The 21,896-nt window shown below is 73.2% G+C and carries 21 protein-coding genes; 12 read left to right on the top strand and 9 right to left on the bottom strand.

Translation table 11 applies throughout. The features are described 5' to 3' along the window. Window positions 1-59 precede the first annotated feature (59 nt). Both ACQPYA_RS28545 and ACQPYA_RS28540 read left to right on the top strand, forming a co-directional pair. The gene (locus tag ACQPYA_RS28545; RefSeq protein ID WP_433530103.1) at window positions 60-1,877 is read left to right on the top strand and encodes a glycerol-3-phosphate dehydrogenase/oxidase; all 1,818 of its coding nucleotides are present in this window, start codon (window positions 60-62) and stop codon (window positions 1,875-1,877) included. A gap of 80 nt (window positions 1,878-1,957) precedes the next feature. Next, a complete protein-coding gene (locus ACQPYA_RS28540; RefSeq protein WP_433530102.1) occupies window positions 1,958-2,485 on the top strand; it encodes a hypothetical protein in 528 nt (175 codons plus the stop codon). Window positions 2,486-2,619: 134 nt separating this feature from the next. Here the strand turns inward: ACQPYA_RS28540 and ACQPYA_RS28535 are convergent, their stop codons facing one another. Beyond that, complete coding sequence (locus tag ACQPYA_RS28535) at window positions 2,620-4,020, bottom strand: FAD-binding oxidoreductase (RefSeq protein WP_433530101.1); 1,401 nt, start codon at window positions 4,018-4,020, stop codon at window positions 2,620-2,622. Between the two features lie 68 nt (window positions 4,021-4,088). Here ACQPYA_RS28535 and ACQPYA_RS28530 point away from each other — a divergent pair, with 68 nt between their 5' ends. Beyond that, window positions 4,089-4,400 (top strand): DUF4031 domain-containing protein, encoded by a 312-nt coding sequence (locus ACQPYA_RS28530; protein ID WP_433530100.1) that lies wholly within the window; start codon window positions 4,089-4,091, stop codon window positions 4,398-4,400. Window positions 4,401-4,427: 27 nt separating this feature from the next. Here the strand turns inward: ACQPYA_RS28530 and ACQPYA_RS28525 are convergent, their stop codons facing one another. Further along, window positions 4,428-5,078, bottom strand: coding sequence for an HD domain-containing protein (locus ACQPYA_RS28525; RefSeq protein WP_433530099.1), 651 nt, complete (start codon window positions 5,076-5,078; stop codon window positions 4,428-4,430). 149 nt (window positions 5,079-5,227) lie between these two features. Between ACQPYA_RS28525 and ACQPYA_RS28520 the strand changes: the two genes are divergently transcribed. Together ACQPYA_RS28520 and ACQPYA_RS28515 are read left to right on the top strand one after the other, a co-directional pair. Continuing rightward, window positions 5,228-6,481: an FUSC family protein gene (locus ACQPYA_RS28520; protein ID WP_433530098.1), complete on the top strand. Its 1,254-nt coding sequence runs from the start codon at window positions 5,228-5,230 to the stop codon at window positions 6,479-6,481. Between the two features lie 45 nt (window positions 6,482-6,526). Next, window positions 6,527-8,020, top strand: coding sequence for a PrsW family intramembrane metalloprotease (locus tag ACQPYA_RS28515; RefSeq protein WP_433530097.1), 1,494 nt, complete (start codon window positions 6,527-6,529; stop codon window positions 8,018-8,020). A gap of 21 nt (window positions 8,021-8,041) precedes the next feature. Here the strand turns inward: ACQPYA_RS28515 and ACQPYA_RS28510 are convergent, their stop codons facing one another. Both ACQPYA_RS28510 and ACQPYA_RS28505 read right to left on the bottom strand, forming a co-directional pair. After that, window positions 8,042-8,209 carry a hypothetical protein gene (locus ACQPYA_RS28510; protein ID WP_199524026.1) on the bottom strand — a complete coding sequence of 56 codons (168 nt, stop codon included), beginning with the start codon at window positions 8,207-8,209 and terminating at the stop codon, window positions 8,042-8,044. Window positions 8,210-8,435: 226 nt separating this feature from the next. Continuing rightward, window positions 8,436-8,774, bottom strand: a complete 339-nt coding sequence (locus ACQPYA_RS28505) for a GroES family chaperonin (protein ID WP_433530096.1) — start codon at window positions 8,772-8,774, stop codon at window positions 8,436-8,438. A gap of 166 nt (window positions 8,775-8,940) precedes the next feature. Here ACQPYA_RS28505 and ACQPYA_RS28500 point away from each other — a divergent pair, with 166 nt between their 5' ends. Continuing rightward, the gene (locus ACQPYA_RS28500) at window positions 8,941-10,239 is read left to right on the top strand and encodes an AI-2E family transporter (protein ID WP_433530095.1); all 1,299 of its coding nucleotides are present in this window, start codon (window positions 8,941-8,943) and stop codon (window positions 10,237-10,239) included. 20 nt (window positions 10,240-10,259) lie between these two features. Here ACQPYA_RS28500 and ACQPYA_RS28495 read toward each other — a convergent pair whose 3' ends face one another. Continuing rightward, complete coding sequence (locus ACQPYA_RS28495; RefSeq protein WP_433533664.1) at window positions 10,260-12,476, bottom strand: ATP-dependent DNA helicase; 2,217 nt, start codon at window positions 12,474-12,476, stop codon at window positions 10,260-10,262. A gap of 65 nt (window positions 12,477-12,541) precedes the next feature. On the opposite strand from ACQPYA_RS28495, the gene ACQPYA_RS28490 reads away from it, so the two are divergent. The 4 genes from ACQPYA_RS28490 (at window position 12,542) to ACQPYA_RS28475 (ending at window position 15,862) form a co-directional block, all read left to right on the top strand. Next, window positions 12,542-13,048 (top strand): DUF402 domain-containing protein, encoded by a 507-nt coding sequence (locus ACQPYA_RS28490; protein WP_433530094.1) that lies wholly within the window; start codon window positions 12,542-12,544, stop codon window positions 13,046-13,048. Between the two features lie 114 nt (window positions 13,049-13,162). Next, on the top strand, window positions 13,163-14,095 hold the full coding sequence (locus ACQPYA_RS28485; protein WP_433530093.1) for a PPK2 family polyphosphate kinase: 933 nt from the start codon (window positions 13,163-13,165) through the stop codon (window positions 14,093-14,095). 131 nt (window positions 14,096-14,226) lie between these two features. Beyond that, window positions 14,227-14,853, top strand: a complete 627-nt coding sequence (locus ACQPYA_RS28480; protein ID WP_433530092.1) for a DUF47 domain-containing protein — start codon at window positions 14,227-14,229, stop codon at window positions 14,851-14,853. Window positions 14,854-14,857: 4 nt separating this feature from the next. After that, entirely contained in the window at window positions 14,858-15,862 is a 1,005-nt protein-coding gene (locus ACQPYA_RS28475; RefSeq protein WP_433530091.1) for an anion permease, read from the top strand. A gap of 71 nt (window positions 15,863-15,933) precedes the next feature. On the opposite strand, the gene ACQPYA_RS28470 is transcribed toward ACQPYA_RS28475, so the two are convergent. Further along, window positions 15,934-16,902 carry a Gfo/Idh/MocA family protein gene (locus ACQPYA_RS28470; protein ID WP_433530090.1) on the bottom strand — a complete coding sequence of 323 codons (969 nt, stop codon included), beginning with the start codon at window positions 16,900-16,902 and terminating at the stop codon, window positions 15,934-15,936. Window positions 16,903-16,989: 87 nt separating this feature from the next. On the opposite strand from ACQPYA_RS28470, the gene ACQPYA_RS28465 reads away from it, so the two are divergent. Next, window positions 16,990-17,853, top strand: a complete 864-nt coding sequence (locus tag ACQPYA_RS28465) for an NUDIX hydrolase (protein WP_433530089.1) — start codon at window positions 16,990-16,992, stop codon at window positions 17,851-17,853. Window positions 17,854-17,900: 47 nt separating this feature from the next. Here the strand turns inward: ACQPYA_RS28465 and mshD are convergent, their stop codons facing one another. The 3 genes from mshD to ACQPYA_RS28450 form a co-directional block, all read right to left on the bottom strand. After that, window positions 17,901-18,827, bottom strand: a complete 927-nt coding sequence (gene mshD, locus ACQPYA_RS28460) for a mycothiol synthase (RefSeq protein WP_433530088.1) — start codon at window positions 18,825-18,827, stop codon at window positions 17,901-17,903. Window positions 18,828-18,884: 57 nt separating this feature from the next. Next, window positions 18,885-19,757, bottom strand: a complete 873-nt coding sequence (locus ACQPYA_RS28455) for a polysaccharide deacetylase family protein (protein WP_433530087.1) — start codon at window positions 19,755-19,757, stop codon at window positions 18,885-18,887. Window positions 19,758-19,831: 74 nt separating this feature from the next. After that, window positions 19,832-20,578, bottom strand: coding sequence for a winged helix-turn-helix transcriptional regulator (locus ACQPYA_RS28450; RefSeq protein ID WP_433533663.1), 747 nt, complete (start codon window positions 20,576-20,578; stop codon window positions 19,832-19,834). A 245-nt stretch (window positions 20,579-20,823) separates the two neighbouring features. Between ACQPYA_RS28450 and ACQPYA_RS28445 the strand changes: the two genes are divergently transcribed. After that, window positions 20,824-21,858, top strand: a complete 1,035-nt coding sequence (locus ACQPYA_RS28445) for a hypothetical protein (RefSeq protein ID WP_433530086.1) — start codon at window positions 20,824-20,826, stop codon at window positions 21,856-21,858. Window positions 21,859-21,896 lie beyond the last annotated feature (38 nt).

Raw genomic sequence — 21,896 nt, 5'->3', positions numbered from 1 at the left:
CGCACACCGGCGACGGGCCGGGCCCCGGCTGACGGTGGTGGTGGGGCTACCGTGGACGGGTGCGCGATCCACACGTTCTGCGATCCGTTGCCGGCCAACTCTCGCCCGACCGCCGCGCCGCCGATCTGCGCCGGCTGCGGGCCGAGCGCTTCGACGTACTGGTCATCGGGGGTGGCGTGACCGGCGCCGGTGCGGCGGTCGACGCCGCGTCCCGGGGGCTGAAGGTGGCCCTGGTGGAGGCGCGCGACCTCGCGGCCGGCACCTCCAGCCGGTCCAGCAAGCTGATCCACGGTGGCCTGCGCTACCTGGAGCAGTTGGAGTTCCACCTGGTGCACGAGGCGCTCACCGAGCGGGGGCTGCTGGCCACCCGGCTCGCGCCGCACCTGGTGCGCCCGGTGCCGATCCTGGTGCCGCTCCCCGCCGGGCAGGGCGTACGCGACCTGCCCGGCCGGCTGTTCCGGCGTGCCTACTACGGCGCCGGAGTGGCCGCGTACGACGCCTTCGCCGGCCTCTTCGGTGGAGGTCGGGGCATGCCGCTGCACCGGCACCTGAGCCGGGAGGGGGCGCGCCGGGTCTTCCCGAGCCTGCGCACCGATGGGCTGGCCGGCGCGATCCGCTACTACGACGGGCAGGTGGACGACGCCCGCCTGGTGGTCACCCTGGCCCGCACCGCCGCCAGCCTGGGGGCGACCGTGGTGAGCAGCGCCCGGGCGGTCGGGCTGATCCGGCAGGCCCGGGAGGTGACCGGGGTCCGGGTCCGCGACCTGGAGGCGCCGGCCGGCTCGCCGGACGCCGAGTTCGAGGTACGCGCCCGCACCGTGATCGCCGCGACCGGCGTGTGGACCGACGACATGTCCCGGATGCTCGACGACGTCGGGCTGCGTCCCGGCATCCGGGTCCGCGCCTCCAAGGGCGTGCACCTGGTGGTGCCGCGCTCGGCGATCACCGGCGAGACCGGGCTGATCCTGCGTACGGCGACCAGCGTGCTCTTCGTCATCCCCTGGGGCGGGCACTGGATCATCGGCACCACGGACACCGACTGGCGCCTGGACCGTTCCCACCCGGCCGCCTCCGCCAGCGACATCGACTACCTGCTCCGGCAGGTCAACACCGTGCTGGACCGCCCGCTGACCACCGCCGACATCGAGGGCGTCTACGCCGGGCTGCGCCCGCTGCTGGCCGGCGAGGCGGATTCCACCTCCAAGCTCTCCCGGGAACACGCCGTCATCGAGCCGATGCTCGGGCTGCTGCTGGTCGCCGGCGGCAAGTACACGACGTACCGGGTGATGGCCGCCGACGTGGTCGACCGGGCGGCCCGCCGACTCGGTGGGCAGCGGCCGTCGCGCACCGCCGACCTGCCGTTGCTCGGTGCCGACGGGTACGCGGCGATGTGGCGTGACCGGGCCGATCTGGCCCGCCGGCACGGGGTGCCGGTCGGCGTGGTGGAGCACCTGCTGGAGCGCTACGGCAGCCTCACCCTCGACCTGCTGGCGCTGATCGACGCCGATCCGCTGCTGGCCTCCCCGCTGGCCGGCGCGCCGGAATACCTCGCCGCCGAGGTGACCTACGCGGCCCGGGCCGAGGGGGCGCTGCACCTGGAGGACGTGCTCACCCGGCGTACCCGGATCTCCATCGAGACGACGCACCGGGGCCTGGAGTCGGCCGAGCACACTGCCGAGCTGATGGGCGCGGTACTGGGTTGGGACGCGGCGCGGCGGGCCCGCGAGGTGGCCCACTACCGGGCCCGGGTGGAGGCGGAACGGCAGTCCCAGCTGATGCCGGACGACGCGACCGCCGACGCGGCGCGGCTGGGCGCGCCGGACGTGCGCGGCTACGCCGCGGACCGGGGAGCCGACGACGCCGGACTGCCCCGCTGACCAGGCATTTCATGGCCGGCAACGATGGATATCCATCCGGCCGGTTACGTGCGCTACCTACGGTGGGGTAAGTTTCGCGCGTGATTGCGCTTTCCTGGTCACGGCTGGCTTCCCTGTCCATCACCACCCTGCTGGCGGTTGCGCTGAGCGGGTGCGCCCCCTTCGGCGACCAGGCCGGATCGGCGGAACCGAACACACCGCCGGACGGGTTGCCCGGTGCCGGCGGCGCCGTGACCACCGGGAGCGAGCGGGTCAGCCTGTTGCAGAAGGTGGGGACGGACGGACCCCTGCGCACCCTGAACGTGGCACCCGACGGCCGGTGGGAGTGCATCGACTGCGCGGGTGACGGGGTCACCTCGACCGGCACGCTGAGCGACGAGCATCGCGAACGGTTGCAGCAGCTGCTCGTCGATCCGGCGTTGGCGAAGGAGACCGACGAGGCCCGAGGGTACCGGACCGCCTGCATCGGCGCCCTCACCTCCAGCCTGCTGACCGTGGCCGGTCTGATCAGCTCGCAGGACTGTCCCGGGGAGGTACGCCCGCCGGTGGCCGAGGAGATCCTGCTGCTGCTCACCCAGAACACGCCCGCCGAGCTGACCCTGTCGTAACGGCTGACCCTGTCGTAACGGCTGACCCTGTCGTAACGGCTGACCTTGTCGGGACGGCGGGCCGGTTGGGACGGCGGGCCGGTTGGGACGGCGGGCCGGTTGGGACGGCGGGCCGGTTGGGACGGCGGGCCGGGTCAGAGCACCTTGCCGGGGTTGAGCAGGCCGGTCGGGTCGAGCGCCGCCTTGATCGCCTGGTGCACCCGGACGCCCACCGGCCCGATCTCACGGGCGAGCCAGTCCCGCTTGAGCAGGCCGACGCCGTGCTCGCCGGTGCAGGTGCCGCCGAGTTCCAGACCGAGCCGCATGATCTCGTCGAAGGCCCGCCGGCCGCGCTCCAGGCTGGCCGGGTCGGCGCGGTCGACCACGATGTTGGGGTGCATGTTGCCGTCACCGGCGTGACCGACCACGCCGATCGGCACCTGGCACTCGGCCGCGACCCGGGCCACCCCGTCGAGCAGCGCGGCCAGCGCGCCCCGGGGCACCGCCACGTCGTCGATGACCAGGCCGCCGTTACCGCCCGGGTACGCCTCGGCGGCGTACTTCTCCATCGCCGGGTGGGCCAGCCGCCGGGCCTGCAACAGGGCCGCCGCCTCCACCGCGTCGGTTGCCGCGTACACCTCCTCGGCACCGGCCGCCTCGCAGACGGCGGCCAGCTCGGCGAGGTCCTCGGCCGCCCGGGGACCGGTGTCCGCGGCGGCCAGCAGCAGCGCCTCGGCGTCGGTGCGCAACCCCATCGGCCGGTACGCCTCGATCGCCCGCAGGTGGGTGCGGTCGAGCAGTTCGAGCAGGCTGGGGGAGAGGCCCCGGGCGGCGATCCGGGCCACCGCCTCGCCCGCCCCGGCGGTGGACCCGAAGACGGCCACCAGGGTCAACGACTCCGCCGGGGCCGGCCGCAGCGCCACGGTCACCTCGGTGATCACGCCGAGGGTGCCCTCGGAGCCGACGAAGAGCCGGGTGAGGTCGTACCCGGCGACCCCCTTCGCGGTACGCCGGCCGGTGCGCAGCACCTCGCCGGAGGCGAGCACCACCTCCAGGCCGAGGACGTACTCGGTGGTCACGCCGTACTTGACGCAGCACATGCCGCCCGCGTTGGTGGCCACGTTGCCGCCGATGGTGGACGACTCCCACGAGCCGGGGTCCGGCGGGTACCACAGGCCCCGCTCGGCGACCGCCGCGGTGAGCGCCGCGTTGACCACGCCCGGCTGGACCACCGCGATCCGGCTCACCGGGTCGATCTCCAGGATCGCGTCCATCGCCACGGTGCTGAGCACCACCGCGCCGTCGACGGCGTTCGCCGCGCCGGCCAGCCCGGTCCGCGCCCCCTGCGGCACCACGGGTACGCCGTACCGGCCGGCCGCCCGGACCACCGCGGCCACCTCCCCGGTGCTGCGCGGCCGGGTGACCACCAGCGGCGTGCCGGCGGCGCAGAGGTCGGCCTCGTCCCGCTCGTGCCCGCGCAGCAGATCGGGGTCGGTGAGGACCGCGTCCGGCCCGAGGGCGGCGCGCAGGTCGTCGAGGAGAGGGAGGGCGGACATGTCGCCGAGGCTACGACCGCTCGCCGCTGATCATCAACCTGCGGCTGTTGCCCGGTACCGTGGCTGCCGTGATCTATGTCGACCGGCCGGCCTGGCCCGCACGGGGTCGTCTCTGGTCGCATCTGATCAGCGACGTCTCCTTCGCCGAGCTGCACGTCTTCGCCGAGGCGCTGGGGGCGCCCCGGCGCGGCTTCGACCGTGACCACTACGACATTCCCGCCGAGCGGTTCGTCACCGCGGTCTGGCTCGGCGCCCGTGTCGTCCCCAGCCGCGACCTGGTCCGCCTCCTGCGTGCCGCCAACCTCCGCCGCCCCAAACACCTGACCCGCCCCACGAGTTCCCCTCGGCCCGACCGCGCCGACTGCCAACCCGACTGTTAGCAGGGGGCCCCTTTACTACCGCAGGCGTTAAGAAGGGGCCCTTCCTTTCAGCAATGTGAGTTCGTGGGTGAGGTTGGTGCGGGCGGGGGGTTCCCAGCGGGTGGCGAGGGCAGGGGTGCGGTAGAGCGCGGGCAGGGTGAGCAGGGCGGTGAGGACCCGGGCCCGACCGGTTCGGTAGTCCGGCTCGGGGACGTGGGCGTACTCCCGGCGGATCGCGGCCGCGTACCGGTCGTACTCCGGTGGTGGCGCGGCCAGGATGGCGAGATCGGCGTCGCAGAGCAGCGCGCCGTCGGCGTCCGCCGGATCCACCGCGTGCCCGGCGGTGAGCAGGACCAGCCGGTGCACCTCGGCCACCTCGGCGGCGGGCAGCCCGGCCCGGGTGAGCAGCAGGTCGCCGAGCGCCGCGCTGTCGTGTTCGTTGCGGTCGCCCGGTGCCCGGGGGTCGTACACCGCGTCGTGGCACCAGGCGGCGAGCCGGACCAGCTCCGGACGCGCCGCCGCCGACGCGTACCGGTCGACGACATCGAGCACGGCGGTCAGGTGTTCGAGGTCGTGGTAGTGCCGGTGCGGCTCCCGCCACCGCTCGACCAGCTCGGTCCCGGCGGCGTCCACCGCCGCCGGGTCGGTCGCCCCGGCGGACCGGGCCGCCCTTCGCCATCGTTCGATGAGCCCCGCCACGCGGCCGAGTCTGCCCTAGCCGGTGCGGCTTCGTCCGCACCGGCCTGCCGGTGTGGGCATTGCCGCCCTGGGTGAGACCCCGTGACCGGACGGGGATGTCGTGCCGCTTCGGCGAGGAATGTCCGGGCGTGCGGCGGGTAGTAGCGGGTATGGCGGACCGACGATTTCGGCTGCTGCGGCGCGACGGGATGCGCGAGAAACTGGCCGATGTGGACACGGCGCGGATCGCCGACACGGTGGCGCAACTGCACCGCCGGAGCAAGGCCACCCTGCACGACCGCCTGCACCGGGTACGGATGGCGCTTGCCCTGGCCGTGCAGGCGGGCCTCGCGGCCGGGCTGTCCTGGTTCGCCTCACACGATCTGTTGGGCAACCCTCAGCCGGTCTTCGCCCCGATCTCCGCCGTCGGCACCCTCGCCGTCTCGGTGGGCCAACGGTTCCGCCGGACCGCGGAGCTGATCATCGGCGTGGCGGTCGGGGTCGCGGTGGGGGACCTGCTGGTCTATTTCCTGGGTACCGGGCCGTGGCAGCTCGGGCTGGTCGTCACCGCCGCCATCCTGCTGACCATCTTCGCCGGGGGCAGCGTCGCCATCGTCATCCAGGCTGCCGCGACCGCGGTGCTGATCGTGACCCTCAGCCCGTCGGTCGCGAACCTGGAGCTACCCCGGTTCATCGACGCGCTGGTCGGCGGCGGTATCGCGCTGCTGGTCACCGCGGTCCTGCTACCGCTCAACCCGCTGCGGGTGCTCAACCGGGCCGCCCGGCCCGCGTTGGACCTGCTCGCCGGGCAGCTCGACACCGCGGCCGACGCACTGCGCGAACGGGACCGGGAAAGGACCCAGAAGGCGCTGGACCGGCTGCGGAACAACAAACCGGAACTGGCCACCCTCACCGAGGCGATCGAGGGGGCCAAGGAGACCGCGCTGCTCTCCCCGGCGAGGTGGCACCGGCGCGGCGAACTCACCCACTACGCCGAGGCGGCCGATCCGATCGACCGGGCGATGCGTAACACCGGCACGCTGATCCGGCGCGCCGTCACCATGATCGAGGACGAGGAGCCGATCCCGGAGCCGATGACGGACGCGGTCGGCCACCTCGCCGAGGCGGTACGCCTGCTGAAACGGGAGTTCGCCCACGGCGAGGAGCCCGAGCAGGCCCGGGAGCGGTGCCTGCGCGCGGTCAGCGAGGCGGGTCGGGCGTACGCCGAGGGGGTCGGGTTCTCCGGCAGCGTGGTGGTCGCCCAGGTGCGTACCACCGCCAGCGATCTGCTGGTGGCCTCGGGCATCAGTCAGGAGGAGGCGAACCGGCTGGTGCGGCAGTCCTTCGGCGAGATGGAGCGGCCGGGTGCGCCGGCCGGGCCGGAGCCGGCGGCGAAGTCGCCCACCGCGCCGCCGGTGGGTTGAGTTCGCCTCGGCGGACGCCGTTCCTGCTCACCGTCGGCGAGACCGATGCGCCCGGCTGGGCGGGCCGGGGGTGACTACGCTGACCGCATGGCCGACACCCCGTCCGGCGGATCCCTGCCGCCGTCGCCGTCCGTGCCCGCCGGGCCACCCGCGGAGACCGGCGTGCCCGGAATGCCGCGACGCCGGCTCAGCTGGCAGCGGGCCCTGGTACTGACCGGGGTGATCCTGCTGATCGCCGGCTGCGCGATCTTCATGCTCTTTACGCTCGGCACCAGCCTCGGCCCCGAGGCGCTGCTGGTCGGGACCGCCGCCGCGATCCTGCCGGTGCCGGTGCTGGTGGCCTGCTTCCTCTGGCTGGACCGGTACGAACCCGAGCCGCTGAAGTACTTGATCTTCTGCTTCGTCTGGGGTGCCTTCGTCTCCACCGCGGCGTCACTCAAGGTCAACGAGGCCGGCGCCGACTGGTTCGAGCATCGAGGGCTGCCGGAGTCGCTCACCGCAGTGCTGGTCGCGCCGTTCATCGAGGAGTTGACCAAGGCGCTCGGTCCGATCCTGCTGCTGGTCTTCCGGCGGCGGGAGTGGTCGGGCATCACCGACGGGCTGGTCTACTGCGGGTTGTCCGCGATCGGCTTCGCGATGGTGGAGAACATCCTCTACCTGGGCGGATACGGGTACGCCTCGGGCGTCGAGCAGTACGGCCCGGCCACCGGGGCGCAGATGGTGATCCTCCTGTTCATCGGTCGCATCCTGCTGTTCGGGTTCGCCCATCCGCTCTTCACCGCGATGACCGGTGTGGGTCTCGGCATCGCCGCGCGATCGGCGAGCCGCCGGGTCCGGTTCTTCGCCCCGGTCGCCGGTCTGCTGGTGGCGATGATGCTGCACGGGACGTGGAACCTGCTGCCGACTCTGACCGAGGCCACCGGTGAGGTGCTGATCTTCGTCTCGGGCTTCGTCGGGGTGATGGTGCCGATCTTCTTCGGCATGGTCGGCCTCGCGGTGTGGCTGCGGGCCTGGGAGGGGCGGCTCACCGAGCGGATCCTGCCGGACTACGTGCGGGCCGGCTGGCTCACCCCGCCGGAGGTGGCGGCGCTGAGCAGCCTCGGCCGGCGGCACGCGGCCCGGGCCTGGGCCCGGCGGGTGGCCGGCGATGCCGGGCTGCGCGCGATGCGCGGCTACCAGTTCGCGGCGACCCGGCTGGCGTTGCTGCGCGACGGCGCGCTCCGGGGCCTGGACCGCCGGCCGGTGGACCGGGAGCGGACGGCCCGGGAGGAACAGGAGCTGCTGCACGCGATCAGCGCGTACCGGTCGTTCTTCGTGGGCCGGGACCCGCAGGCCCCGGTCGGTGTCTGGGACGGGCGCCGGTACCACCTGCGGTTCCCGGACGGGTCGCAGCGGTCGGTGGAGGCACCCGAGGAACCGGTCGTCCCGATTCCGGTGGTGCTCGCCCCGCCGCCACCGCCGCCGGCCTTCCACGGCGGCTACGGCCCGCCCGGCTGGTACGGGCCCCGCCCCGCCGCGCCCTGGCCACCGCACCACTGACCGGGCCGGCCCTCGCGGCGCTCAGGTCATCAGGCTGGTGAGGAAGTCGCCGAGCCCCTGGGCCATCATCATCAGGGTCGCTCCGATCGCCTTGAACATCTGCGCGGCGCCCTCCGGCCGGAACGCCATGAAGTAGATCAGGAACGCGAGGCTTCCCCAGGCCAGCACCTTCTTCACGAATACCGGCATCGTCCCTCCCCAGGGCCGGTGGTGCGGCTGGCTTCCCGCCGGGGAGCGCGGCAAACGATGCGTGCCGGGTCAGCCGGCCCGATGGGCCGGGCCCGGTTGGGGCAGAGCAAAGGACGCGGGAAGGCAATATCACGGTCCGGCGGTCCACCACCGGCAGTGACTGCCGCCGCGGTGGTAGGCGTGTCCGGCAACCGGCAACCGGCAACCGGCGTTCCCAAACGTCCACTCAGAGGTAGAGCCCGGTGGCGTTCTCCTCCACCCGCTCGGCGGCCACCGCGTGCACGTCGCGTTCGCGCAGCAGCACGTAGCCGCGGCCGTGCAGCTCGACCTCCGAACGGTCGTCGGGGTCGAAGAGCACCCGGTCGCCGGAGACGATGGAGCGTACGTTCGGCCCGACTCCCACCGCGGTGGCCCATGCCAGGCGCTTACCCACGGCCGCGGTGGCCGGGATCACGATGCCGGCGGTGGATCGGCGTTCACCCTCGCTGCCCTCCATCCGGACCAGCACGCGGTCGTGCAGCAGCCGGATGGGCAGGCCGGAGTCGAGATTCGGGTCGGCTGTCACGCCGCAGACGCTACCGTGTCCGCCCCGCCCCGCCGCCGGTGGTCACCGTTGCCGGGGACCGTGCGCCGGGCACGACGGGTGGCGGAACTGGCCTACGGTGGTTCCGTCGGGCGTATCCTGTCCGACCTGACGCCGTACGCGGGCCGAATCTCGCCAGGAGGTGCACTTGAGCCGATTCGAGCGGATACGCGGGCGCCTGCGTCGCGCGTACGAGTCAGGACGGGAATCGGTTCGCGCGGCCCGCAACACGCCACCCGACGTGCCCGAGCCGGCCCGGGTGGCCTCGCCGGCCGCTCCCGGGCCGGCGGCACCACCCTCCGCCACCGTGGTCGGTGCCGAGCCGCCCGCCGCCCTGCACAACTCCACCGCCAGCCGCGACGACGCGGACGTGCCCCACGCGTTGCGGATCGCCGCCGCCTGGTCGTGGCGGCTGATCGCCGTCGGCATCGTGTTCTGGGCGACGCTGAAGGTCGTCAGCACCATCAGCATCGTGATCATCCCGCTCGCCGTGGCGCTGCTGCTGTCGGCGCTGCTGGCGCCCGCGGTGGGCTGGCTGCTGCGCGGCCGGCTGCCGAGGTCACTGGCGACCGCCGTGGTGCTGGTCGCCGGCCTGGCTGCGGTGATCGGCACGCTGACGCTGGTGGTCAACGAGTTCATCCGGGGCGTACCGGAGCTGGCCGAGAAGTCGACCCAGGGTCTGCAACAGATCCAGGACTGGCTCCAGACCGGGCCGCTGCACCTCTCCGACAACGACCTCAACCGGTACCTCGAAGAGGCCCAGCAGTGGGTCAACAACAACACCGAGCGGTTCACCAGCGGTGCGCTCTCCACCGCCACGACCCTGGCCGAGGTGCTGACCGGCACGGTGCTGGTGCTCTTCGCGACCTTCTTCTTCCTGCGCGACGGCAACATCATCTGGCGCTTCCTGGTCCGGCTGCTGCCGGTCGCCGCACGGTGGCGGGTCGACGACGCCGGCCGGGCCTCCTGGGCCACCCTGGTCGCCTACGTCCGGGCGACCGTGCTGGTCGCCTTCATCGACGCCGTCGGCATCGGCATCTTCCTGGTCATCTTCGACATCCCGTTCGCCTTCCCGCTGGCCGCCCTGGTCTTCCTGGGGGCGTTCATCCCGATCGTCGGCGCGACGCTTTCCGGCGGGGTGGCGGTCCTCGTCGCCCTGGTCGACAGCGGCCCGGTTACCGCCTTGATCATCCTCGGCGTGGTGATCGGCGTGCAGCAGGTCGAGGGGCACATCCTCCAGCCGTTGATCATGGGCCGCGCGGTGGCCATCCACCCGCTCGCGGTGATCATCGGTCTGGCCGCCGGTGTGGTGCTGGCCGGGATCACCGGCGCGCTGGTCGCGGTGCCGCTGATCGCGGTGTTCAACACGGCGGTACGGCGGCTCGCCGCCCGTCGCGTCCCGGAGACTCCGCCCGACGCGGTCGTCGTCGCCTCCCGGGCCCGCTGAGAGCCCGGCCGGCGGCGAGGTCAGCTGTCGGCGAGCCGGGTGAGGGCGCCCCGGACCACCTCGGGGCGGGTGGTGTACCAGAACGGCGGCAGCGAGCGGCGCAGGAACGCGCCGTAGCCACGGGCGGTCTCCAGCCGGGAGTCGAGCACCGCCACCACGCCCCGGTCGGCGGTGGCCCGGATCAGCCGGCCCACTCCCTGGGCCAGCCGCACCGCCGCGATCGGGACGCTGACCGCCGCGAAACCGGAACCGCCCTGCGCGTCCACCGCGGCGGCCCGCGCGGCGGCCAGTGGCTCGTCGGGCCGGGGGAAGGGCAGCCGGTCGATCACGACCAACTGGCAGGCGTCACCCGGCACGTCCACCCCCTGCCAGAGGGACATCACCCCGAACAGGCAGCTCGACCGCTCCTCGCGGAACCGGCGGACCAGCAGCGGCAGCGCCTCCTCGCCCTGTAGCAGCACCGGCAGGTCGGTCCGCGCCCGGACCAGCTCCGCGGCCTGCTGCGCGGCCCGCCGGGAGGAGAAGAGCCCGAGCGTACGGCCACCCAGCGCGGTGATCAGCGAGAGCAGTTCCTCTCCGGCGGCGTCGGGCAACCCGGAAGCCCCGGGGCGGGGCAGGTGCGCGGCGACGTACAGGATGCCCTGGCGGGCGTAGTCGAACGGCGAGCCGACGTCCAGCGACCGCCACCCCGCACCGGAGTCCGTAACCTGGCCGCCTCCGTGGGGGGCGCCTCCGTCGGGACCGCGGCCGGCGATCGCCGGCCGGCGGGTGGCGTCGGCGAGCGCGGCGGCGGCCGGCGACGGCGGGGCGGGTGGCGGCGCGTCGAGGCCGAGGGCCCGGGCCACCGTGTCGAACCGGCCGCCCAGGGCCAGCGTGGCCGAGGTGGCCACCACGGTCCGCTCGTCGTAGAGGTGGCTGGCGAGCGTGCCGGCAACCGAGAGCGGCGCCACCACCAGCGCCCGCCGGCCGGAGCCGTCGTTGCGCTCCACCCAGGTCACGTCGTGCTCCGCCTCCTCCAGCAGCCGCTGGGCGGTGGTGGAAAGCTCGTCGAGGACGGACTTGGCCTGCTGCTTGCGTACCGGGTCGGGATCGTCGGCCTTGATGTCGCCGATGGCGTCCAGGGCGGCGCGGGTGGCGGCGTCCAGCAGCGTGCAGGCTTCGCGCAGCGGGTCCGGCAGGCCGCTGGTGAGCCGCCCGACCGGTGCCTCGGCAAGCCCGACCGCGAGGGCGTCACCGGACGCGGTCAGCGCCTCGGCCGTCTCCGGACGCAGCAGCGGGCGGGCGCGCCGGGTGGAGCGGTCGATCAGCTCCGGGGTCAGCTCCGCCTGCGCCGCCGAGGAGACCCGGTCGGCCAGCTCATGGGCCTCGTCGACGACGAGCAGCTTGTGCGGCGGGACGATGTGCCGCCCGGCGAGCATGTCGACCGCGAGCAGGCTGTGGTTGGTGACGACGATGTCGGCCTCCCGCGCCCGGGCCCGGGACGCCTCCGCGAAGCACTCCGGGCCGTACGGGCAGCGGGCCGCGCCGACGCACTCTCGGGCCGGCATGGAGACCAGCCGCCACGCCTGGTCGTCGACGCCCGGATCAAGCTCGTCCCGGTCGCCGGTCTCGGTCTCCTGGGCCCAGTCCCGCAGCCGCTGGACCTGCTTGCCGAGCCGGCCCGCCTCGCCGAGCCAGCGGGTGCCGCCGCCGGGCCGCTCGACCGGGGCGTCGAAGAGGGTGTCCTCCGGCTCGTCCTCGGACGAGTTCTCCAGCCGGGCCAGGCAGAGATAGTGGTGCCGGCCCTTGAGCACCGCGAAGCTCGGGCGTCGTCCGAGCAGCGGCTCGACGGCGTCGGCCAGCCGGGGCAGGTCGTGCTCGACCAGCTGGGACTGCAACGCCAGGGTGGCGGTGGAGACCACCACCGGCCCGTCGACGGTCAGCGCCGGCGCGAGGTAGGCCAGGGACTTGCCGGTGCCGGTGCCGGCCTGCACCAGCAGGTGGTCTCCGGCGGCCACGCACTCCTCGATCGCCGTGGCCATCTGCTGCTGACCGGGGCGCGCCGCACCGCTGGGCACCGCGCCGACCGCGGCGGCCAACAGCTCGGCACCGCCCGGCCGGTCTCCCCGGCGGCGGGCCTTGTCGCGGGTCGAGCCGGAGCCGGTGGCGGTGCGGGGCGGGGTCACCGTGGCACGGTACCCGTCGGCTCCGACCCGGGCCGTACCGATCGGCCGTGTTGCGGCGTCACGGAACGGAATACGTCCCCGCCGTCCGGTAGTTTCCTGACGGCGACCGGTGGGCGGAATCGGCTAGGGTGCGACACATGCCGAGCGATGTGGTCCGTGTGATCTACCGCAAGTACGACGGCAGCGCGCACCGCGACTACCCGGCCCGTCGCCTGGCCGAGGACGACCTCGGCGTCTGGCTCGGAGTGCCGGCCGGCACCAGCTCGGTCTACCACGGCCGCCCCTCGGTCGAGCAGATCCCGTTCGTGCTGCTGGTGCCGCACCACGCCTGGTGGACCGGCATGTTCAACCCGCCGCCGCGGACCAGCGAGGTCTACTGCGACATCGCCAGCCCGGCCCGGTGGGAGGGCGAGGACACCGTACACCTGATCGACCTCGACCTGGACGTGGTCCGTCGCCGGGAGACCGGCCTGGTCGAACTGCGCGACGAGGACGAGTTCGCCGAGCACCGGGCCCGCTTCGGCTACCCCGACGACCTGGTGGTGGAGGCCGAGGCGGCGGCCCGGTGGCTGCTCGGCGCGCTCGGCGACGGCACCGAGCCGTTCGCCACCTCGTACCGCAAGTGGCTGGCCCTGGTGGTCTGAGGTCGCTCCGCTCCCGTGCCGGAAGGGTCGTCCGGTCGGGGCCCGGCCTCGCCCGGCTTGCGGTGGTGTCGCCGCCGTTGGGCGGCCGGCCGGTTGGCGGGTGATGATGCTCCGATGGTGGACGACGGTGCATTCGACGTGGCGGCGCCGGCCGGCGGCCTGATGCGTGACCTGCTCCGGGCGGTGCCCGGTGGGCCGGTGGAGCTCGGGGCGATCGGTCCCCGCTCGACCCCCGGGCTGCCCGGCCCGCAGGTGACCGGAGCGGACCGCAAGGGTTGGGCCCGGCGGCAGGTCAGGTTGGTGGGTGCGGGGCTGGCCCGCCAGCAGGAGATGCTATTTGCCGGCGCGAAGGCCGACCCCCGTGCCGGCCGGAGCGTCCTGCTGGTGCTCCAGGCGATGGACTGCGGCGGCAAGGACGGCACGATCAAGCGGGTGGTCGGCGCGATGAACCCGCTCGGCGTGCACATCCGGGCCTTCGGCCCGCCCACCGACGAGGAGCTACGTCACCACTTCCTGTGGCGGATCCGCCGGGTCCTGCCCCCGGCCGGGTACCTGGGCGTCTTCAACCGCTCGCACTACGAGGACATCCTGGTGCCCCGGGTGCAGGCGGGGGCGGCGGAGGAGGTCTGGCGACCGAGGTACGCCGAGATCGAGGACTTCGAGCGGGAGTTGACCGCCGCCGGGGTGGCCGTGATCAAGATCTTCCTGCACATCTCCAACGCCGAGCAGGCGCGCCGGCTGCTGGCCCGCCTCGACGACCCGACCCGACACTGGAAGTACCACCCCTCGGATGTCGACGCCCGGACCCGCTGGGACGACTACCAGAGCGCGTACGCCGACCTGCTCGGCCGGTGCGGCACGGACGTCGCGCCGTGGTACGTGGTGCCGGCGGACCGCAAGTGGTACCGGGACTGGGCGGTGGCACACCTGCTGCGTGAGACGTTCGACACCCTCGCGCTCGGGTATCCGCCAGCCGATTTCGACATCAAGCGGGAACGGGAGCGACTACTGGGAACCACGGGTCCGATCAAGGTGAACAGAAGTTGAACGAACGGTGAATGGCACCTGGCCAGGGGTGGGCCGGCGAATCGTCCGTCGGAGGGTTCCCTAGCATTCCCTCAGCAGGGCGCCGGAGCGGCGGCTGCCACCCCTTCCACCGACACGACGAGGTCCGTGCTGTGAGGTTTTCATTTCGCCCGAACGAGGGCGCTTTCTACGAGCTCTTCACCAGGGCCGCGCAGAACCTGGTCCGGGGTACCGAGCTGCTCAACGAGCTCGCCCTGCCCGACGTCGAGGTGCAGTCGGTGAGCGAGCGGCTCACCGAGGTCGAGCACGACAGCGACCAGATCACCCACGACCTGTTCAAGAAGATCAACTCGACCTTCGTCACCCCCTTCGACCGGGAGGACATCTACCGCCTGGGCTCGCAGCTGGACGACGTGATGGACCACCTGGAGGCGGTGGGCAACCTGCTCTACCTCTACGGGCTGACCAAGCTGCCGTCGCTGCCCCGGGAGATGCACGAGCTGGTGCACGTCCTCGACCAGCAGGCGAAGCTGACCGCCGACGCGATGCCCCGGCTGAAGTCGATGAAGGATCTTGAGGACTACTGGATCGAGTGCAACCGGCTGGAGAACGACGGCGACCAGGCGTACCGGATGCTGCTGGTCCGCCTCTTCTCCGGCGAGTACGACGCGTTGACCGTGCTCAAGATGAAGGAGGTCGCCGACGAGCTGGAGGCTGCCTGCGACGCCTTCGAGCACGTGGCCAACACCGTCGAGACCATCGCGGTCAAGGAGTCCTGATCCTGTGAGTCCCGAGCTCATCGCCGTGTTGGCGGTGATCGGGGTAGCCCTGGTGTTCGACTACACCAACGGCTTCCACGACGCCGCAAACGCGATCGCGACCAGCATCTCCACCCGGGCCCTGACACCCCGGGTCGCCCTGGCCATGGCGGCGGTCGGCAACTTCATCGGCGCCCACTTCGGCGCCGAGGTCGCCAAGACCGTCGGTAGCGGCCTGGTGAAGCTGCCCGCCGGTGTGTCCAGCCTCGGCATCGTCTTCGCCGGCGTGATCGGCGCGATCACCTGGAACCTCATCACCTGGTACTTCGGTCTGCCCTCGTCCTCCTCGCACGCCCTGATCGGCGGCCTGGTCGGCTCGACCGTCGCGGCCTCCGGCACCGTGCTCTGGACGGGCATCGGCGAGAACGTGATCATTCCGATGATCCTGTCGCCGATGGTCGGCTTCGTCCTCGGCTACATCGTGATGATCGCCGTCCAGTGGATCTTCCGGAAGGGGCAGCCGGGCAAGCTGAACCGCGGCTTCCGCTGGGCCCAGACCGTCTCGGCCGCCGCCATGTCCGTCGGCCACGGCATGCAGGACGCGGCCAAGACCATCGGCATCGTGGTGCTCGCCCTCTTCGTCGGTGGCTACCAGGAGGACGCCACCTACATCCCCGAGTGGGCGTTCTGGACCTCGGCGGCCGTGCTGGCGGCCGGCACGTACGCCGGTGGCTGGCGGATCATCCGGACCCTGGGTCGGAAGATCATCGACCTGCGCCCGCCGGAGGGCTTCGCGGCCGAGACCGTGGCCAGCGGCGTGCTCTACTTCAACGCGCTGGTGCTCGGCGCCCCGATCTCGACCACCCACACGATCACCTCGGCGATCATGGGGGTCGGCGCCACCAAGCGGCTCTCCGCCGTGCGTTGGGGTGTGGCCGGCAACATCGTGGGCGCCTGGATCCTGACCTTCCCGGCCGCCGGCTCGATCGGCGCCCTGATGTACTTCCTCGCCCGCCCCCTCTTCAGCTGAGCTGAAAGGAGGGGCCCCCTGTTAACGCCTGGCGTTGTATAGGGGGCCCCTCCTAACACTTCGGCCGGCTGTCAGATGTAGGAGACGCCGATCTGGGCGCGGATGTCGTCGAGCAGGGCCATGACCTCCAGGGTTACCGAGTGCGGCACCAGGGGGCTCTCGGTCAGCCCCTCGGCCAGGCAGCGCTGTACCTCGACGGCCTCGTACTGGTAGCCCGAGCCGGCCAGCTCCGCGGTGACCGTCTCCGGCTCCGCGCCGGAGCAGTGCAGGGTGAACCCGCCCGGCCGGAAGAACGGCTCCGGTAGCTCGATCCGACCGGCCGTGCCGGTGATCGCGGCGGTGAGCCCGGTCGCCCCCACCATGCCGCAGCTCAGTGTGGCGACCGCCCCCGAGTCGTACCCGAAGACCAGGCCGGTGTTCTCGTCCGTGCCCTCCGGGCCGAGCTTTGCCCAGGACCGGACGTGCTGCGGCACGCCGAGCACCAGGTGGGCCAGGCTCACCGGGTACACGCCGAGGTCGAGCAGCGCGCCGCCGCCCAGCGCGCGGGCCCGCATCCGGTGTTCGGGCGGGAACGGCCCGGCGACGCCGAAGTCGGCCCGGACGCTGGTCACCGTGCCGATCGCGCCGTCGGCGATCAGCTCGCAGACCCGCCGCACGAGCGGGTTGCACCGCATCCACATCGCCTCCATCAAAAAGACGTCGGCGGCGCGGGCGGTCTCGATCACCTCGGTGCTGGTCGCCAGGTCGAGGGTGAACGGCTTCTCCAGCAGCACCGGCTTGCCGGCGGTGAGGCAGGTCAGCGCCGCCTGGTGATGGGCGGCGTGCGGGGTGGCGACGTAGATGACCTCCACGTCGGTGTCCGCGGCCAGGTCGGCCCAGGAGGCGTACGCCCGGGACGCGCCGTGCCGCTCTGCGAAGCGCTGCGCGGTCTCGGCGGTACGCGAGCCGACCGCGACCAGTTCGGCCCCCGGCACCAGCCGGAGGTCCTCGGCGAAGCGGGCGGCGATGTTGCCGGTGGCCAGGATGCCCCATCGAGTCATGCGCGTGACGCTACCGAAGATCACCGGCGGCCTGTACTGGTGATCCACGGGGCGGGAACCCGGCCACGGATGGCCTACGCTCGGCGCATGACGATCGACCGTGGCTTCCCGGCGCCACCCGCGCTGGTGGAGCACGCCCGCCGGTTTCGGGCCTCCGGTGGCGTACCGGCGGTGCCCCGGGTGGCGGCCACCGTGCTGCTGCTCCGCCCGGCCGGCGAGGGCTTCGAGGTCTACCTGATCCGCCGGGTCGCGGCGATGGCCTTCGGCGGCATGTACGCCTTTCCCGGCGGCGGGGTCGATCCCTCGGACTCCACCGCCCACCTCGACTGGGCGGGGCCGGATCCAGCGGGCTGGGGCGTACGGCTCGGAGTGCCACCGGCCGCCGCGCAGGCGGTGGTGTGCGCCGCGGCCCGCGAGGTGTTCGAGGAGGCCGGGGTGCTGCTCGCCGGCCCGGACGGGAATCGGGTCGTCGGCGACGTCAGCGACGACGGCTGGGAGTCCGCCCGGATCGACCTGGAGCAGCGGCGTACCGGCTTCGTCGAGCTGCTCGCCCGACGTGGGCTCACCCTCCGGTCGGACCTGCTGCTGCCCTGGAGCCGGTGGGTGACCCCGGAGTTCGAGCCGCGCCGGTTCGACACGTACTTCTTCGTGGCGCTGCTGCCGGAGGGGCAGCGGACCCGTGACGTCTCCGGCGAGGCCGACCACACCCTCTGGGTCCGGCCCGCCGACGCCTGCGACCGCGCCGCGGCGGGCGAGCTGACCATGCTGCCGCCGACCCTGGTCACCCTCGGCGAGATCGCCGCCTGCGACGATCTCGCGGCGGTGGCTCGGACGGCGGCGACCCGGGACGCGGCCACCCCGATCACGCCCCACCTGGAGCTGCCGGTGGACGGCGAGCCCCGGTTCCACCTGCACCGACCGACCCCACCTGACCGGCCGCGCCGGCCCTGAGCCCGGCGGGCGGCACCGGCCGCGGGCTGACCGGCCGCGCGCGGGACTCAGCCGAGCTGGTAGTTGACGTGGGCGGACCAGCGGGCGAAACCGAGCCGCTCGTAGAGCGCCACCGCGGCGGTGTTCGACTCGTCCACGTAGAGCATCACCCGGTCCAGCCCGCGCCGGTCGCGCAGGTACGCCAGCCCTGCCGAGGTCAACGCCCGGCCGAGGCCACCGCCGTGCGCGGAGGGCTCCACCCCGAGCACGTACACCTCGCCGATCCGGGCCGAGCCGGGCCGCTCGTGCACCTTGGTCCAGTGGAAGCCGAGCAGCCGGCCGGTCGCCGACTCGACGGCGAGCAGGAAGCCGGCCGGATCGAACCACGGCTCGGTGAGGCGTACCCGCAGGTCGTCGGTGGTCCACCGGCCCTGCTCGGGATGGTCGGCGAAGGCCCGCGCGTTCAGCGCCAGCCACGCCGCGTCGTCGGCTCCGGGCCGGAAGGCACGCAGGGTGACCCCGTCGGGCAGTCGCGGATCGGGCAACGGTGCGGCGAGCGGCCGGCGCAGCTGCCAGAGCACGCGGGCGCGGAGGAAGCCGAGGTCAACGGCGATCGCCGCGGCCGAGGGGTGGTCGCCGTGTGCCCAGGCCCGCAGCGGCCCGGTGGCGGCTGCCAGTACCCCTCGGGCCAGCGTCCGGCCGGTGCCCCTGCGCCGGTAGGCCGGGTGCACCACCAGCTCCACCCCGACGCCGAGGCCCGGGTCGGTGGTGTCCAGGTGGGCGTACCCGGTGAGAGTCCCGTCGTCGGCACGGGCGAGCAGGTGGACGGCGGGGGCCCGCTCGTCGCGGAGGCGGAGCAGGACGTGCTCGTCCAGCGGATCCGCGCCGTCCGTGTCGCCGGCGACCCGGGCCAGCGCCAGCACTTCGGTGATCTCCGCCGGGCCGAGCCGGTCGGTGCGGCTCACCTGGTCGCTGGTCGGCTCGGTGCTGCTCACGCGATCACGGTATCCGGATGACCGGGCCGTCGGCGGGGCAGGTGGGCGGGATACCCCTCACATCCCCCGCTTCGGCAACGCCCGGACGTCGAACCTGCCGGTCAGCTTCGGCAACATGCGGTACACCGCGTTCACCGTGCCCTGCCGGTTGCCGCCCGCGTCGTGCATCAGGACGATCGACCCGGGTCGTACGCCGGCCAGCACCGACGCGGTGATGTTGGTCGCCCCGGGCAGCTGCCAGTCGGAGGTGTCCAGCGTCCAGTGCAGGGGCGTCATGCCGAGTTCCCGGGCGACATTGATCACCGGGTAGGTCCAGGCGCCGCCGGGTTGCCGGTACCACGCGATGGGCGCCTCCGGCGCCGCCGCCCGGATCGCCGCGTTGGTCCGCAGCAGGTCCGACTGGATCCGTTGCGGCGACCGTGAGCCCAGGGTCACGTCATGATCCCAGCTGTGGTTGCAGAGCGTGTGCCCCTCGGCGACGATCTGCTGGACGAGCCACGGGTACGCCTCGGCGTTCTGGCCGACCACGCAGAACGTCGCCGTGACGTGGAACTCCCGCAGGATCGCGAGGATCTGGGGGGTGTAGTCCGGGTTGGGGCCGTCGTCGAAGGTGAGCGCGACCTCGGCGCCGCCGGTGCTCACCCGGGTGCCCATCGGCCCGACGTCCGGATCGTCGCCCGGCGCGTCGGGTGGGGTCGGCTCGGCCGGGCGGGGCGTCGGGCTTGCGTCGGCCCCGGACTCCTCTGTGGAGGGTGCGGACTGGTCGGCGTACTCCGGGTGGTCGGCGCCGGTCGCGGTGACGTTGGAGCCGTGCCGTGGCGGATCGGGCACCAGGTTACGGCCGATCAGGAACGTCGCGCCGAGCACCGCCGACACCACCAGCGTGATGATCCCGAGCGTCCGTCCTGGTCCCCCGTGGTTACCGCCCACCGCTGCCCCCTCCTGGCCAACCCGCAAGTCACCATAAGACTCGCGAGTCGCCCAAAAGGGGCATATCGGTCAGGTTACCCCTCGACGGTGAGGGACCGCACCGGCAGCGGAGCGTGCTCGGCGGCCTCGGCCAGGGCCGTCCGCGACGGCGGTACGACGAACTTGTAGCCCACCTGGCGGACGGTGCCGATCATCGACTCGTACTCCGAGCCGAGCTTGGCCCGCAGTCGTCGCACGTGCACATCGACCGTGCGGGTGCCGCCGAAGTAGTCGTACCCCCAGACCTCGCGCAGCAACTGGTCGCGGGTGAACACCCGGCCTGGGTGCTGGGCGAGGAACTTCAGCAGCTCGAACTCCTTGTAGGTCAGGTCGAGCGGGCGGCCCTTGAGCTTCGCGGCGTAGGTGTCCGGGTCGATCATCAACTCGCCGGCCCGGATCGAGCCGCCGGCACCGGCCGTCGCGTTGCTCAGCCGGCCGACCGCGAGCCGCAGCCGGGCTTCCACCTCGGCCGGGCCGGCGGAGGCGAGGATCACATCGTCGACGCCCCAGTCGGCGTTCAGCGCGATCAGACCGGCCTCGGTGACCACCGCCACCAGCGGTACGCCGAGCCCGGTGGCGTGCAGCATCCGGCAGGTGGCCCGGGCCTCGCTCAGTTCGGAGCGGGCGTCGACCATGACGGCGTCTGGGCTCGGGCCGGCGACCAGCGTGCGAACGTCGCGCGGTGCGGTACGCACCGAATGCGGCAGCAGGTCCAGTGCGGGCAACACCGCGGATGGTTCGCCGGCCCGTGCGGTCACCAACAAGAGGATCTCCACGATCACCTCCGTCCCGGCGGCCTCGTACGGCCGCACGCGACCAGCGGCACACTTTCGAATGTGGCGCTGGGAATCTCCGTGGGTCCCGGCGTCGCTGACGGGCGGGTTTCGGCTTGAGCGTAACTGATTGCCCGGGCCGCGCCTGGGCGAGCTTTCCTGTATATCCCTTCTGCCCCTGATCGCGGCTCAGGTTTTAACGTCGCCGAAACCGTGACCCCCGCCGTGGCCGATTGGTCTGGCACGATCGGTGGGTGTTTCCCTCCAACTCGCCCGAGACCGACCGCGAGCCGTGGGCCGACGGCGCGCCCCCGGCCAGCGGTTCGGCGCCGCGTACCGGCCCGACGGCCGAGGCCGACGAGGGGCGACGCTCCAGCGGCCCCCGACGCCTGCGCCGCGGCGGCTCTCCCCGGCGCGCCGATGACGGGCCGGACGCCGACGACGACGAGGAGGATGAGCCGCCCGTCGAGGTGCGCCGGAAGCTCTCGCTCGCCATCGGCGGCTTCGCCGCGCTGCTCGGCCTCGGCCTGGTCCTCGCGGCGCAGACCTCCGGGCCTGGGCACCGGGTGCCGTTCACCATCGTGGTCTTCGGCGTACAGGTCATGTTCGTGCTGGCCTGGACGATGGTGACCCGCCCGCCAGCGCTCGCGGTCGTGCTCGGAGCCGGCGTGGTGACCGCGGTGGCAGCCGACGCCGTGGCCGTGCGCTCCGCCGAGGCCCGCCTCGGCCCGCTGGTCTATATCGCGATCGGCGGGGTGGTCGTCGCGGTGCTCGGTCAGCTGGTCCGCCGGGTGGACCGGGTCCGGGTGACCGACTCGCTGCGCACCACCGCCACCATCGTGTTCGGCGTGGTCGCCCTGGCCACGCTCGTCGTGCTCACCCGGATCCCCGCCGGCACCCAGGCGATCGCCGTCTGCCTCACCGCGAGCGCGGTCGCGCTCACCGTCGCCCGGTTTGCCGACGCCGCCGCCGCCTGGCCGCGGCTCGCCCCGCAGGTGCCCCGGGGAGCCGCCGGCGTGGTCGGTGGAGCGATGGTCGGCACCCTGGTCGGCGCGCTGCTCGGCAGCTATCTGGTCACCCCCTTCACGCCCACCAGGGCCGCGATCATCGGCCTGGTCGCGGCGGTCGTGGCCGTCCTGGCCGATCTGGCCGTGGGGTACGCCGAGGCGAGCCGGATGATGGCCGGCGAGCTGCCCTCGGTGTGGGCGGCCCGGCACGTGCAGGGTCCACTCGGCGCCTTCGCGATGGCGGCGCCGGCCGCGTACCTGATGTGCCGGCTGTTGCTGTGACCGGCCGCTGCGGTGACCGGCTGGTCCGGGGGCGGCGA

Source organism: Micromonospora sp. CA-263727, assembly GCF_050942455.1.
GTDB lineage: Bacteria > Actinomycetota > Actinomycetes > Mycobacteriales > Micromonosporaceae > Micromonospora.
Note: the sequence above shows the minus strand (reverse complement) of the source record. Positions and strands in the feature narration are given on the sequence as shown.

Bases quoted from the DNA above. Each gene is read 5' to 3' on its own strand.
- ACQPYA_RS28465 (WP_433530089.1), top strand. From the start codon at position 16,990: ATGACGATCGACCGTGGCTTCCCGGCGCCACCCGCGCTGGTGGAGCAC.
- ACQPYA_RS28515 (WP_433530097.1), top strand. From the start codon at position 6,527: ATGCGCCCGGCTGGGCGGGCCGGGGGTGACTACGCTGACCGCATGGCC.
- ACQPYA_RS28520 (WP_433530098.1), top strand. From the start codon at position 5,228: ATGGCGGACCGACGATTTCGGCTGCTGCGGCGCGACGGGATGCGCGAG.
- ACQPYA_RS28470 (WP_433530090.1), bottom strand. From the start codon at position 16,902: ATGACTCGATGGGGCATCCTGGCCACCGGCAACATCGCCGCCCGCTTC.
- ACQPYA_RS28535 (WP_433530101.1), bottom strand. From the start codon at position 4,020: ATGTCCGCCCTCCCTCTCCTCGACGACCTGCGCGCCGCCCTCGGGCCG.
- ACQPYA_RS28510 (WP_199524026.1), bottom strand. From the start codon at position 8,209: ATGCCGGTATTCGTGAAGAAGGTGCTGGCCTGGGGAAGCCTCGCGTTC.
- ACQPYA_RS28485 (WP_433530093.1), top strand. From the start codon at position 13,163: ATGGTGGACGACGGTGCATTCGACGTGGCGGCGCCGGCCGGCGGCCTG.
- ACQPYA_RS28490 (WP_433530094.1), top strand. From the start codon at position 12,542: ATGCCGAGCGATGTGGTCCGTGTGATCTACCGCAAGTACGACGGCAGC.